Origin of the sequence: Achromobacter sp. ACM02 (assembly GCF_014851605.1) — a bacterium.
Classification (GTDB): domain Bacteria; phylum Pseudomonadota; class Gammaproteobacteria; order Burkholderiales; family Burkholderiaceae_B; genus Achromobacter; species Achromobacter aegrifaciens.
The window spans coordinates 93,756-107,209 of the sequence record NZ_JACUZY010000002.1 but is presented as its reverse complement, the minus strand read 5'-3'; the positions used below and the strand labels follow the sequence as shown (position 1 = coordinate 107,209).

The following is a 13,454-nucleotide window of genomic DNA, read 5'->3' as shown; positions in this document are numbered from 1 at the left end:
ACGTCCATGGCCAAGCAAACGATAGTCTGGACCGCGATCCCCAACGGCCGCGTGCCCGCCGGCCCCGACGCCGGCCGGCTGCGCATCTCCATCGTGGCCTCGCCGCGCCTGACGCCGCAGGCCGTCAACGAGCAGCAGTTGCACGCGTTCGCCGACTGGGTCAACTGGCCGCGCACGCTGGAGCGCGTGCGCTTTGCGCTGAACACCGGCGCGGCGGAGATCGAACTGGAGCCGCAGGCGCAGGCCGACGCGGCGCTCTGGGAACGGCTGCTGCCCAAGACCACGCCGGTCGCCGGCTTCGTGTTCCGCGACATGAGCAAGGTCAACCTGTTCTCGTATTCGGTGGCGGGTGTGCTGGGCCTGGCGCGCAAGCACTACGGCAGGCTGGCGGTGCAGGCCACCGGCACGCCGCCCACCCTGCTGCCCTGGCGCGACGCGCATCCGGGCCTGAAGGACATGCTGGGCGACTGCGGCACGCGCACGACCTTCATCTCGCTGGGCGACCGGCGCGTCGAAATGCCACTGCCTGGCTTCGACCGCTTCTTCGACGACGGCGGCGACGGCGCGGAGCGCGTGCTGCGCTCGCAGGTCTACGGCCCGCACAGCGTCTACGAAGGCCACGCCGCCGCGCCGGGCATGAACGCCGAAGGCAATCCCCAGCCCGGGGTGAGCTTTCCGCTGCGCGCCCTGCCCACCCGCTGGAACGACGGCGGGCTCGCCGGCCCCGACCAGAACCTGATGAAGCTATGGAACTCACAGGCCGAGTACACCCTGTTCCAGGCCAACCGCTTCTATCGCCGCGATCCGCCCACGGCGCAACAGCGCAGCATCCGGCGGCCGGACGGCGAGAACGTACCCGCGCCGCCCGTCCAGCCGGAAATGGATTTCCACGCCATCGTGGCGTCCTACGGCGATTACCCGGCGCTGCTGCGCCAGCTCGGATTGGTCATTGATTGCCTGGTCCCGCCGGGCTCGGCCTTGGAACAGCAGTTGGCGGCGGCGCCCGCCGCGCAGGGCTATTTCTTCCTGACCCTGCGCTGGGAGGACGGGCACGACGCCGGCGATGACGCCTGTCCCGCCACCGCCTGGACGGGCGACGCGGAACGCTTCACCACGCGTCCGCGAAACCCCGCCGACCATGAGCGCGGCATGCTGAAGCTGCGCCGCGCCGACGACAGCTGGAACCTGTACGAACCCCGCACGCCGTTCGACGTCTACCAGGTCGACGCCGACGGCGCGGCGCTCAAGACTGTGGACTTCGTGCTCAGCGCACAAAATCTGATCGCCAGGAGCCTGGCGCTGGGCGCCGACGGCGCGGTGACCTACACCACCGGCGACAAACAGGGCGTGGCCGCGCTGCGCTCGGGCGGCCTGGGCGTGGCGCGGCGCGGCCGCGCCTGGGAAGTGGCGCAGAACGCGGCGGCCGCGGCCCTGAAGAATGCCGCCCTGTCGGGCGCGCCGGGCAGCATCGTGCTCTATGCCGAGGATCTGCTGCGCGGCTATCGCGTGGATGCGCAAGCGCAGGCTCCAGGCGATTCCCCGAAATGGCGCTCGTTGTGCCAGCGCGCCGGCACCTACCGCTGCACGGACGGCGGCGCGCCGCTGCAATTTCCTGATGACGAGGGCTATGTGAAAGGCGCCTCCACCAGCGGCGGTGAGAATCCGGACGACCAATACCTGCATGAATCCCTGTTCCGCTGGACTGGCTGGAGCCTGGTGGCGCCGCGTCCGGGACGCACCCTGCGCGACCGCGTGGATCCGGACAGCGGCGTGCAGGGCGAAACGCCGGAAGACGTGCAGGACACGGCCACGGAAAAAGGCAACGGCCTGGCGGTCAGCTTCGCGGCGGCCAAGGGCAGCCTGCCGCGCCTGCGCTTCGGCATGCCCTACCGCTTCCGCGCGCGCCTGGTGGACCTGGCCGGCAACAGCCTGGCGCATGACGATCCATCGCTTGAGCGCGACGACAACGCCACCCAGCCGGTCGTCTACTGGCGCTTCGAACCGGTGGATCCGCCCGCGCTGGTGCAGCGCGCCCGCCTGAGCGAAGGCGAGTCGCTGGAACGCATGGTGATCCGCAGCAATACCGGCATGGACCCGGCGGCCTACCTCGACAGCCCCGATTTCAAGGCTGCACGCCAGGAGGACGCATCCAAGGACTACGCGTATACCGCCATCAATGAACGCCACGTGGTGCCGCCCAAGGCCTCGCAGCTGCAATGCGAAACACATGGCCTGTTCGACGGCATGATGGGCAACCCCGCCAACATCAAGCAGGCCTATGAAATCGCAGCCCGCGACGCGGGCACGCTCTACGACCAGGGGCCGGGCACGGACATAGAACTCGTGACGCCGCAGGCGTTGGACCAGATCGCCACCACCGCACAGGTGCCGCCGAAAGAGCCCTCGCCCGAGCACCCCACCGGCGAGCGCCTGGCCGCCGGGCAATATGTCATCCACCGCGAAGCCCAGGTGCTCACGCCCTATTTGCCGGACCCCGCTGCGGGCGGCATCGCGCTGCGCGCCCAGCCCGGCCATGCCTTGCCTGGCGTCACGGGACCGAAGGTGCTGGGACCCAGCGCGGTGATCGCGCTAACGCCCGCGCAAGAACTTGTGCTGCTGGTGGCGCATGCGTCCAAATGGCCGGACACGCTGGGCTTGCGCATCGTGCTGGAAGAGCGCCGCGCCACCCTGGCCGATCCGCCCTGCTCGGAGGATTTCCTCGACGACGGACTCCCAAGCTGGGACGAGGCCAAGCGGGTCCTGACCTTCTACCTGCCCAAAGGGCGCATTGCCCGCTTGCGCTATTCCAGTTTTGTGAATCCCGGCCTGGCCAACACCTTCGGCATCCCCGCCTGGGCGAGCAACGAAGGCGAGCGCGCGACGCTGCGCCTGTCGTCCGTGCTGGGCGGCTGCTGGATGGTCACGCCGTACCGCTCGCTGGTGCTGGTCCATGCGACCCAGCAGCCGATCTGCGAGCCCCTGCTGCTGATGGCCGAGGAACCGCAGCGCGGACCTGGCGATGCCCATGCAAACCTGTATGCCCGCGTGCGGTTGCACGGCCCCACCACCGGCAAGGTCGAGATCGAGGCCGACTGGCACGAATGGGTGGATGACCTGCAGAAGCCGCGTCCGGAACGCCAGGCCGGCCATGGCGTGCTGGCGGAGGTTCCCTTGTCCGAGAACTACGCAAACCTCTTCACCCTGAGCAATGCGGTGAAGGAACAACTGAACGCGGACGGCAAGCTGCGCGCGCGCGGCGACCGCCATGAATTCGGCGACACCCGCTTTCGCCTCATCCGCTACCGCCTGCGCGCGGCCACGCGGTTCCGCGAATACCTGCCGCCCTCGCTGTACGCGCAGACGGACAAGGTCACGCGGCTGGGGCCCGTTGCCGACGGCCCGCTGGTGGAAACAGGCGCGGACGATGACCCGGGCGCTCCGGTGCTCAGGCGCGACGGCACGGCGCAGAACACCATCGTGCGCGCCAGCGCGCCGCCGGACGCCCCCGTCCTGACCTACGTCGTGCCGACCTTCCGCTGGGAGGAAACGGCGAGCAACGGCAAGCTGGACGTGACGCGACTCGGCAACGGCCTGCGGGTCTGGCTGGAGCGGCCCTGGTTCTCCTCCGGCGACGGCGAGCTGCTGGGCGTGGTGATCGCGGGCGACGGCCAGAACTTCACCGACATCACCAACCCGCTGACGCCGTTGGTGACGCAATGGGGCATGGATCCGCTCTGGGAGACGCCCCCGCCCAAGCACAAGGCGCGCGTATCGGACTTCTCGGCGCGCGTCACCGACGAGCAGGTCTATCTGCAGGAAATCCCGGCCCAGCTGGTCCACGTGGTCGGACACCGCGTGCGCTGGAGCGAGGAACGCGCGCGCTGGTATTGCGACATCGAGCTCGATCCCGGCCGGACCTACATGCCCTTCGTGCGCCTGGCGCTGGCGCGCTATCAGCCCAACGCCATCGGTTCGGCCAAGCTGTCGCGGGTGGTGCAGGCCGAGTTCTCCCAGGTGCTGCCGCGCCGCCGCGCGGTGTTCGAGGTCAAGCGCGGCCGGCTGGCGTTCAGCCTGCGCGGCGTGGTGCCCAAGCATGGACCCATGAAGTTCCCGCTGGACTCCGAGTACCTGAACATCTCCTTCATCCCTGGCATAGGCCAGACCGCCGAAAGCGGCCGCAACCGCGTAGAGCTGGTGCTGCAGACGCGCGACCCGGCGCTGGACAGCGACCTGGCCTGGAGCGACGCCGCCGTGCTGGCGTCGGGCCTGCTGGACCCGTCCGGGCCGGCGCCCCAGCCGCCCGGCCCGATACCTGGCCCCATACTGATAGACCGCATGCGCGAACTGCCCATCCTGGAAACCGCCACGCCCGCGACGCTGGCCGATCTATCGCGCCTGGGCAACGTGGCGGTCGGCCCGGTGGTGCGTTTTCCGCCGGTACTGGAGGGGCCTCTGCTGGGCGAACTGCTGGACCCGGTCATCTGGTCCGCCAGCGTCACGCTGCCCGACCGCGGCGGCAAGCCCGCGCGCATCGCGGTGCGCGAGTATGAACGCTATTACACCGACAACGCCGTGCCCGAACGGCGCGCCGGCGCCATCCAGCAGCGTCGCGTGGTGGAGGAAAGGCTGGTGTATTCGGCGTTCTTCGGGCTCTAAAAAAAAGGGTGCCCGAAGGCACCCGAATCCACCCTACAACAGCAACTACAACTGCATAACTCTCCTGCGATGCTTACGCGGCCTTCTGTTCCTTGCCGTGTTCGAACTGGGCTTCCTCCGTCGAACCGGTCAGCGCGGTGGTCGAGGACTGGCCGCCTTCGATGGTCTGCGTCACGGCGTCGAAGTAGCCGGTGCCGACCTCGCGCTGGTGCTTCACGGCGGTGAAGCCCATTTCAGCGGCAGCGAATTCCTTCTGCTGCAGTTCGACGAAGGCGCTCATCTGGCGGCGGGCGTAGCCGTGGGCCAGTTCGAACATGCCGTAGTTCAGCGCGTGGAAGCCGGCCAGCGTGATGAACTGGAACTTGTAGCCCATGGCGCCCAGCTCGCGCTGGAACTTGGCGATGGTGCCGTCGTCCAGGTTCTTCTTCCAGTTGAACGAGGGCGAGCAGTTGTAGGCCAGCAGCTTGCCCGGGAACTGGCGATGGATGGCCTCGGCGAACTTGCGGGCGTATTCCAGGTTGGGCGTGGACGTTTCGCACCAGATCAGGTCGGCGTACGGCGCATAGGCCAGGCCGCGCGAGATGGCCTGGTCGATGCCGGCCTTGGTGCGGAAGAAGCCTTCGACGGTGCGCTCGCCGGTGATGAAGGGACGGTCGTTCTCGTCGACGTCGCTGGTCACCAGGTCGGCCGCGTCAGCGTCGGTGCGGGCCAGCAGCACGGTGGGCGTGCCCATCGTGTCGGCCGCCAGGCGCGCCGACACCAGCTTGGCGACGGCCTCGCGGGTCGGGACCAGCACCTTGCCGCCCATGTGGCCGCACTTCTTGACCGAAGCCAGCTGGTCTTCGAAGTGCACGCCCGAAGCACCGGCCTCGATCATCGCCTTCATCAGTTCGAACGCATTCAGCACGCCGCCGAAGCCGGCTTCGGCGTCCGCCACGATCGGGGCGAAGAAATCGATGTAGCCTTCGTCGCCCGGGTTCTTGCCTTCCATCCACTGGATCTGGTCGCAGCGGGTCAGCGAATTGTTGATGCGGCGGACCACTTGCGGCACCGAATTGGCGGGGTACAGCGACTGGTCGGGATACATCTCGCCGGCCAGGTTGGCGTCGCCGGCAACTTGCCAGCCGGACAGGTAGATCGCCTTCAAGCCGGCCTTGACCTGCTGCATGGCCTGGTTGCCGGTCAGGGCGCCCAGCGAATTCACGAAAGGCTCGCTATGCAGCAATTCCCACAGGCGGGTGGCGCCACGGCGCGCCAGCGTGTGTTCCACGCCGATGGAGCCGCGCAGGCGGATGACGTCCTCGGCGCTGTAGTCGCGCTTGATGCCTTGCCAACGGGCGTTTTCAGCCCAGTCCTTCTGCAGATTGCGGATTTCGGTTTCGCGGTTGCTCATGTTGATGCTCCTGGTCAGTGATGGGAAGACTTCAAAAGATTCGCGTCCTGCGTTGCGTGAATCGTTGGACAAAGTCTATGCCTCTGCTGCGGAGCAATGTGGACTGATGTCTTATAGAAGACGAAAAATATTATTCTTATAAATCAATAAATTACAAACTTGATTTCGTATTGCGGAACGCAATTATCATCTGTGAAATGGGCTCCCGCTGCTGCGCAGCAGTGGCTTTCACATGACGAAGGTTACATTTCACAATGTGGAAAATCGGCCTTTTTTACGACCGCCTACAATGCGTTCATTCTTCAAGTTTCCGATGACTCCGCTATGACGCTGTCCCACGGCCCGCTGGGCCAGAGCGTGGCCTACGCCTCGCAATACGACCCCTCCCTGCTCTTCCCCATCGCGCGTTCGCACAATCGCGCGGCGCTGAACCTGGAAGCCGGCAAGCTGCCCTTTACCGGCGTGGACCTGTGGAATGCCTATGAGCTGTCCTGGCTGGACGCCAAGGGCAAGCCGCGCGTGGCCATGGCCACCTTCTCGGTGCCGGCCGACAGCCCCAACATCATCGAGTCCAAGTCCTTCAAGCTCTATCTGAACTCGTTCAACCAGACCCGCCTGGTCAATTCGGCCGCCCTGCGCGGTCGCCTGGAGCGCGACCTGAGCGCCGCCGCCGGCGCGCCGGTGGGGCTGGATTTCTTCCTGCCGCAGCGCTTCTCCGAATTGCAGATGGGCGAAATGGATGGCGTCTATATAGACAAGCTGGATATCGAAATCGATACCTACGAGCCCGCCCCCGAAGTGCTGCGCACCCGCGCGGGCGACGTGGTCGAGGAAACGCTGGCGTCGCGCCTGTTGAAATCGAACTGCCCCGTCACGGGCCAGCCCGACTGGGCCAGCGTGCAGATCCGCTACCGTGGCGCGCCCATAGACCGCGAGTCGCTGCTGCGCTACGTGATCTCGTTCCGCCAGCATGCGGAATTCCACGAGCATTGCGTGGAACGCATCTTCAGCGACATCATGCAGGCCTGCCGGCCGGAGCAACTGACGGTCTATGCGCGCTATACGCGCCGCGGCGGGCTGGACATCAACCCCTGGCGCAGCAATTTCGAAGCCGGGCCGCCGGCGGACGTGCGTACCGTCCGCCAGTAGGCGCCGGAAACCGCGTTACTTCACAAAAGGCTCAGGCCGCGGCGTATCGTCCGCCGACGGCGGCAACACCGGGTACTGGATCGCCGGCTGATCGCCCGTCAGGGTCTTCAGGAACGCCACGATCTGCGCGTTCTCGTCGGGCGTGAAGGTCCGGCCCAGCTGCAACCGGCCCATCACGTCCACGGCCTGCGTCAAGGTAGCTGCCTCGCCATCATGGAAGTACGGATAGGTCAGCGCCACGTTGCGCAGCGTCGGCACCTTGAAGTTGAAGCGGTCGGCGTCCTTGCCCGTCACCGCCGCGCGGCCCTCGGCCTTGTTCTCGGTGACGTAGGGCGTGACCAGGCCCATCTTCTGGAACGAATTGCCGCCCACCGCCACGCCGTTGTGGCAGGCCACGCAGCCGCTGTTCTTGAATAGTTCGTAGCCGGCCAGCTCGCGCACCGTCAGCGCCTTCTGGTCGCCGCGCAGCCACTGGTCGAAGCGCGAATTGGGCGTCACCAGCGTTTCCTCGAACGCGGCCAGGGCGCCGGTGACCTCGTCGATGGTGATGTCGTCTTTGCCGAAGACCTGCTTGAATTCCGCCCGGTAGCCGGGAATGGAATTCAGCACCTGCACCGCTAGTTCGTGAGTGGACGCCATCTCCATGGGATTGGCGATAGGGCCGCCCGCCTGCTCGCGCAAGTCCTTGGCCCGGCCGTCCCAGAACTGGGCGATGTTCAGGCTGGAGTTGAGCACCGTCGGCGAATTGATCGAGCCCTGCTGCCACTTGTGCCCGATCGAGGCCTTGAGATTGTCCGAACCGCCCATGCCCAGGTTGTGGCAGGAATTACAGGAAATCGCGCCGGACCGGGACAGGCGCGGATCGAAGAAGAGCTTTTTGCCCAGTTCGACCTTGGCCGGCTCCTTGATGACCGCCGGCTCCACCGGCTGTATCGGTTCCTGCGAAGCCGCCTGGGCCAGACCCATCCAACTGCCCAAGGCGACCCCGGCCGCCAGCAACGCGCTTGCCCTTCTCATTTCGCTTCTCCTGTGAATAACCTTTGTCCCATAAAGGTCATTACATCAGAGGGAAACGGGTCGAACCTTGCGCCGGGTCAAACGGTCGGGCCCGTGCAGGGCCCGCCATGATCAGGAACGCACAGCCGCCGAAGCCGCAGCGGCGGGTTCCGCACGCCGCGCCTGCACCGCGATCCATTGCGCCAGGAAGGCGGCGGCAGCGAATGCCACGCCCGCGCCCACCCAGGGGCCCTGCCGCAGCCCGGCGTCCAGCAGCAGGCCGAAGGCCAGCGGCCCCAGGGCCGAGCCCACGTCCATGCCGGAGTACACCAGTCCGTAGACCGAGCCGGTGGAACCCTTGGGCGTGACGCGGCGGATCAGCATGTCGCGCGACGGCGCCGCGACGCCGGAGCAGAAGCCCGCCAGGGCCACCACCGGTGCGGCCATCACAGCCGGCACCAAACCCAGCGCCAGCACCACCAGCGTCAGGCCCGCCAGGATCAGGGCCACCATCACGGTGCGTTCGGTGCGCGGATTGGCCGACACCAGAAAGCCGCCCGCGGCCATGCCGACGGCCGAAGCCACCATGTAGCCGGACAGCGCCGAACTGGCCGCGACCTTGGACAGGTCGTACAGCTGGCCCAGCAAGGGGATGGTGTAGTTCTGCACCGAGGACAGCGCAATGGAGGTGCAGGCGAAGAACAGGAACGCGCCCCACAGCGCCGGCTTGGACAAGAGCGTGGTCAGCGTCGTCAGCACGCTTTCCTGCGGCTTTGCCGCGGGCTTGGGAGCGGCCTTGCCGGCTTCCACGTCCGCGTGGCCTTCCAGCGGCGACGGGCCGCCGATCAGATCGCGACCCAGAATCGTCAACAACAGCACCAAGGCCACCAGCCCGGCGGCGCTATAGGCCGCTACGCGCCAGTCTGCGAGCAAGGTGATGCTGGTCATGAAAACCGGGGTAAGCGCCCAGCCCAGATTGCCCGTCAGCCCGTGCGTGGAGAAGGCATGCCCCAGGCGCGGCGCGGAAATGCGATGGTTGATGATGGAATAGTCGGCCGGGTGGAAAACCGAATTGCCGATGCCGCCCACCACAGCCGCCGCCACCAGCATGGCGTAGCCGTTGGCCGATCCGATCAGCACGCCGGACAACACGAAGCACGCCAGCCCGAACCACAGCACCGGCCGCGCGCCGATGCGGTCCACCACGAAGCCCGAGGACGCCTGGCCGATGCCGGAAACCACATAGAACGTGGACACCAGCAGCCCAAGGCGGGCAAAGTCCAGGCCGAACTCGTTGCCCAGCGAGACATAGAGCGAGGGCAGGACCAGTTGGAAGAAGTGGGAGGAAGCGTGGGCGACCCCGATCAGCAGAATGATCTTCCAGTCGCGCCGGCGGGCGGCGGCGTCCAGGGCCAGGGTATTCGCAGCGGTGTTCATTGCAGGCGGCCGCGGTCAGCGGCAGGTGGCGCGGCGCCGATGCGGCGGTGCGCGGGTTGTCTCCGGCAACGTCCGGATGTTCCGGGCGTTGGACTGTAGGCGCCGTCCCGGACACGCCGGCGGATCGCTCTTGGTATGTAACGGCGGCCGCCTTGCGCGAGCCGTGCCGCCGCTCTGCCAAACAAAAATACGGACTCTGGACTACATGGCCTTTTCGCGGATGGCAGGCCACGCGCGCTGCAGGTAATACAGCATCGACCACACCGTCAGTACCGCCGCCACGATGATCAGCACATCGCCCAGCAGGCGCGAGCTGACGCCGTAGATCGGCTGGTTGTACAGCAGGCAGGGAATCGCCACCATTTGCGCGGCCGTCTTGAACTTGCCCAGCCGGTGCACCGCCACGCTGGCGCTGGCGCCGATCTTGGCCATCCATTCGCGCAGCGCGGAAATCGTGATTTCACGGCCGATGATGATCAGGGAAATAAAGGCGTCGACGCGGCTGAGGTCCAGCAGGACGATCAGGGCCGCGCAGACCATCAGCTTGTCGGCGACCGGATCCAGGAAGGCCCCGAACGCCGAGGTCTGGTTCCAGCGGCGGGCCAGCCAGCCATCGAACCAGTCGGTCAGCGCCGCAATAATGAAAGCCCAGGCGGCGAAAGTGTCGCGCACAGGGACCGACATCCAGCTTTCGGGCAGGTAGAACAGCCCGACCACCAGCGGAATCATGGCGATGCGCAGCCATGTCAGGATAATGGGTACATTAATTGGCATAGTGTCCGTATGCTAACAGTAAGACGCCCCCCCGAAGCGCCTGAGGCGCTTCCCCCCCAGGGGGGCGCCGCTGCGGACCGGCGGAGCCGGATCCGCGCGGCCCGGCGGGCGCTACGCCGGTTGCTGCGTCTGTAACCGAGCAGAGGGTGAGTAACCGCCGGCATTTATGCATGGCGGCTACCGCAGGGCTTCATAGATGCGGATCGCCAGGTCTTGGGAGATGCCGTCGACCGAGGCCAGGTCTTCGATGCTGGCCGAAGCCACGCCGGAGAAGCCGCCGAAACGGGCCAGCAGGCGCTGGCGGCGGCGGGCGCCGATGCCTTCGATTTCTTCCAGGCGAGAAACGTTGCGGGCCTTGGCGCGGCGGGCGCGCATGCCGGTGATGGCGAAGCGGTGCGCCTCGTCGCGCACTTGGGCGATCAGCATCAGCGCGGCGGATTCGCCGCCCAGCGCCACCGGCGGGCGGGCGTCGGCGAACACCAGGGTCTCCAGGCCGACCTTGCGCCCTTCCCCCTTGGCCACGCCTACCAACGTCTGGATATCCAGGCCCAGTTCCACGAACACCTGGCGGGCGACTTCCACCTGGCCCTTGCCGCCGTCGATCAGCACCAGGCCGGGCATGGGCGCCTCGCCGTCCGCCACCTTGGCGAAGCGGCGGCTCAGTACCTGGCGCATCGCGGCGTAATCGTCGCCCGGCGTGATGCCGGCGATGTTGTAGCGGCGGTACAGCGACGGCTGCATGTCGTGGTGTTCGAACACCACGCAGGACGCCTGGGTTGCTTCGCCCGCCGTGTGGCTGATGTCGAAGCATTCGATGCGCAACGCGTCGAGCGCGGCTTCGTCCGTGTCCAGGTCCAGCGCCTCGGCCAGCGCCAGTGTCCGGGCGGCGCGGGCGCCGGACTCGGTCAAGGCGCGGGCCAAGGCCATTTCGGCGTTCTTGGCCGCCTGCTCCAGCCAGGCGCGGCGCGCGCCTTGCGGACGCGTCAGCACCCGCGACGGGCGTCCGCCCGCCTGTTCCACCAACAGGCCGATCAGGTCAGGATCCGGCAAGGCGTGCGAACAGACCAGCACCGGCGGCATGGCATTGTCGGTGTAGTGCTGGGCCACGAAGGCTTCCAGCACCTGCGGCGCGGCCTCGCCCTCGGCATGCGTGGGAAAGAATGGCTTGTCGCCCAGATGGCGGCCGCCCCGCACCATGGCCAGATTGACGCAGACCTTGCCGCCCGCGATCGCCACCGCAATGATGTCGGTGTCCTCGCCGCTGACGTTTTCCATGGTCTGCTGGTGCAATACGCGCGCCAGCGACCCCATCTGGTCGCGCAGCGCCGCCGCTTCCTCGAAGCGCAGTTCGCTGGCCGCCTGCTGCATCCGGCTTTCGATTTCGCCCATCACCTCCTTGGCTTCCCCGTTGAGGAAGCGCACGGCGCGCTGCACGTCGCGCTCGTAGTCGGCGGCTTCGATCGCGCCGACGCAGGGCGCCGAGCAGCGCCCGATCTGATGCAGCAGACAGGGTCGCGAACGGTTGGCGAAGACCGAGTCCTCACAGGTCCGCAGGCGGAATACCTTCTGCAGGATCTGGATGGTCTCGCGCACGGCCCAGGCATTGGGGAACGGCCCGAAGTACTGGCCGCGCTTGTTGGTAGCGCCGCGGTAATAGGCAATGCGCGGCCATTCGTGGCCGGTGATCAGCAGGTAGGGATAAGACTTGTCGTCGCGGAACAGGATGTTGTAGCGCGGCTTCAGGGTCTTGATGAGGTTGTTTTCGAGGATCAGCGCTTCCGCTTCGGAGCGCGTCACCGTCACCTCCAGCCGCGCCACCTTCGCCACCATCTGGGCGATGCGGGGGCTGGCCAGGTTTTTCTGGAAATACGACGAGACGCGCTTCTTCAGGTCGCGCGCCTTGCCGACATACATGACCTCTCCGGCCGCATCCAGATGCCGGTACACGCCCGGCAGATGCGGCAGGTCAGCCAGGAACGATTTGAGATTGAAGTCGTCGGGCATTCTGATAACGGCTTTCAGCCTGCAAGGTATCCCAGTCCGGCGCGTCAAAGCGCGGCATCAGGCGGCGGATGCGCGCCACGGACTCGGGCGCGTGCTCGAACTTCAGGCGTTCGAGCAATTCGTCCGCCAGGTCCGGCCGGTTGCACACCAGCACCATATCGCAGCCGGCGCCCAGCGCCGCGTTGGCGCGGTCCAGGATGTCGCCCGCGACCGAGGCCCCTTCCATGGTCAGGTCGTCCGAGAACACCACTCCATCGTAGCCCAGGCGGGTGCGCAGGATGTCCTGCACCCAGCGCTTGGAGAAGCCGGCCGGGTGCTTGTCGACCTTGGGATAGATCACGTGCGCAGGCATCACCGACGGCAGCACTGCATCGCCCAGCCAGGCGTACGGCGCGGCATCGTCCTGCAGGATCTTGTCCAGCGGACGCGGGTCCACCGGGATCTCGTGGTGCGAATCCGCCTCCACGAAACCATGGCCGGGGAAATGCTTGCCGCAGGCCGACATGCCCGCCAGCTGCAAGCCCTGGATCAGCGCGCGCGACAGCATCGTGACCACGCGCGGGTCTTGGTGGAAGGCGCGAGTGCCGATCACCTTGCTGACGCCGTAGTCCAGGTCCAGCACCGGCGTGAAGCTCATGTCCACGCCGCAGGCGCGCAGCTCGGCGGCCAGCACGTAGCCGGCTTCGGTCGCAAGGCGCATGGCCTGCAGCGGATCGCGGTCCCACAACGCGCCCAGGTCGCGCATGGCGGGAAGCGCCGTGAAGCCGTCGTCGCGGAAGCGCTGCACACGGCCGCCTTCGTGGTCCACCAGAATCAAGAGCGGCTCCTTGCGGGCCTTGTGGATCTGGCGCGTCAGCTCGGTCAGTTGCTTGCGGCTTTCGAAGTTGCGCGCAAACAGGATCACGCCGCCCACCAGCGGATGGCGCAGGCGCTTCTTCTCCGCCTTCGTCAGCGAGTATCCCGCCACATCGACCATCACGGGGCCGGGCGGCAGGACCGCCCTGGATTTCTTCTTGGCCATGTCAGGCTGTCCTTCTGTCTAAGT

8 protein-coding genes are annotated in these 13,454 nt (G+C 66.9%); 2 read left to right on the top strand and 6 right to left on the bottom strand.

All coding sequences use genetic code 11. The features are described 5' to 3' along the window. Positions 1-6: 6 nt before the first annotated feature. A complete protein-coding gene (locus IB258_RS05295) occupies positions 7-4,656 on the top strand; it encodes a hypothetical protein (protein WP_192352265.1) in 4,650 nt (1,549 codons plus the stop codon). 73 nt (positions 4,657-4,729) lie between these two features. On the opposite strand, the gene aceA is transcribed toward IB258_RS05295, so the two are convergent. Further along, a complete protein-coding gene (gene aceA, locus IB258_RS05290; RefSeq protein WP_042794353.1) occupies positions 4,730-6,049 on the bottom strand; it encodes an isocitrate lyase in 1,320 nt (439 codons plus the stop codon). 324 nt (positions 6,050-6,373) lie between these two features. On the opposite strand from aceA, the gene queF reads away from it, so the two are divergent. Beyond that, a complete protein-coding gene (queF, locus tag IB258_RS05285; protein ID WP_054452874.1) occupies positions 6,374-7,198 on the top strand; it encodes an NADPH-dependent 7-cyano-7-deazaguanine reductase QueF in 825 nt (274 codons plus the stop codon). 15 nt (positions 7,199-7,213) lie between these two features. On the opposite strand, the gene IB258_RS05280 is transcribed toward queF, so the two are convergent. The 5 genes from IB258_RS05280 to nagZ form a co-directional block, all read right to left on the bottom strand. Then, positions 7,214-8,215: a cytochrome-c peroxidase gene (locus IB258_RS05280; protein WP_054452876.1), complete on the bottom strand. Its 1,002-nt coding sequence runs from the start codon at positions 8,213-8,215 to the stop codon at positions 7,214-7,216. Positions 8,216-8,326: 111 nt separating this feature from the next. Further along, positions 8,327-9,631, bottom strand: a complete 1,305-nt coding sequence (locus IB258_RS05275) for an MFS transporter (RefSeq protein WP_175181793.1) — start codon at positions 9,629-9,631, stop codon at positions 8,327-8,329. A 201-nt stretch (positions 9,632-9,832) separates the two neighbouring features. Continuing rightward, positions 9,833-10,405, bottom strand: a complete 573-nt coding sequence (gene pgsA / locus IB258_RS05270; RefSeq protein WP_119449989.1) for a CDP-diacylglycerol--glycerol-3-phosphate 3-phosphatidyltransferase — start codon at positions 10,403-10,405, stop codon at positions 9,833-9,835. Between the two features lie 177 nt (positions 10,406-10,582). Further along, positions 10,583-12,409 (bottom strand): excinuclease ABC subunit UvrC, encoded by a 1,827-nt coding sequence (gene uvrC / locus IB258_RS05265; RefSeq protein ID WP_054452880.1) that lies wholly within the window; start codon positions 12,407-12,409, stop codon positions 10,583-10,585. Next, a complete protein-coding gene (gene nagZ / locus IB258_RS05260; RefSeq protein ID WP_175181792.1) occupies positions 12,372-13,430 on the bottom strand; it encodes a beta-N-acetylhexosaminidase in 1,059 nt (352 codons plus the stop codon). Before nagZ ends, uvrC begins: the two co-directional genes overlap by 38 nt. Between the last annotated feature and the right edge of the window lie 24 nt (positions 13,431-13,454).